1 pseudogene is annotated in these 479 nt (G+C 47.8%); it reads right to left on the reverse strand.

Annotated features, from left to right (window positions below):
• Positions 1–479: pseudogene (locus ACYVTD_RS15660) on the reverse strand (vitamin B12-dependent ribonucleotide reductase); the annotation flags it as partial.

Consider the following 479-nt stretch of genomic DNA (forward strand, 5'->3'; position numbering starts at 1 on the left):
TCCTTATAAAAATTGAATGTCCGCCGATTTTTGCTTTTTGAGTGTATCCCATTCTGCGGTTTGGCAACGATTTACGAAGCCCACGCAAACTTGCCGCTTTTTTTCTATCCGGTGCGGAAGGAAGCTCCAGCCCTTTTTCAACTTTAATGATAGTGTCAGCTAACGGGTCGGTTCCGGGAGCGAAGGTATTAAGCGGTTGTGAAAGTTTTGAGCCGTCTCTGTACAAAGCTACGGCTTTAAGCGCGTTCTTCCACGAGAGCATATACGCGCCTTTTACATCGTCGTAATTGGCGGAGTTGGGCATATTTATCGTTTTGGAAATCGCACCGGAAATAAACGGCTGAACCGCCGCCATCATGCCGATATGGGCTGTCCATGAAATGCAGCGTTTTCCTTTTTTGCCTGAAGGAGCGGCGGTGTCAAAAACGGCATAGTGTTCTTTTTTAAGCCCCGGAGCACCTTCAAGACCCATTGTACCG

Source organism: Treponema sp. R6D11 (assembly GCF_054786075.1).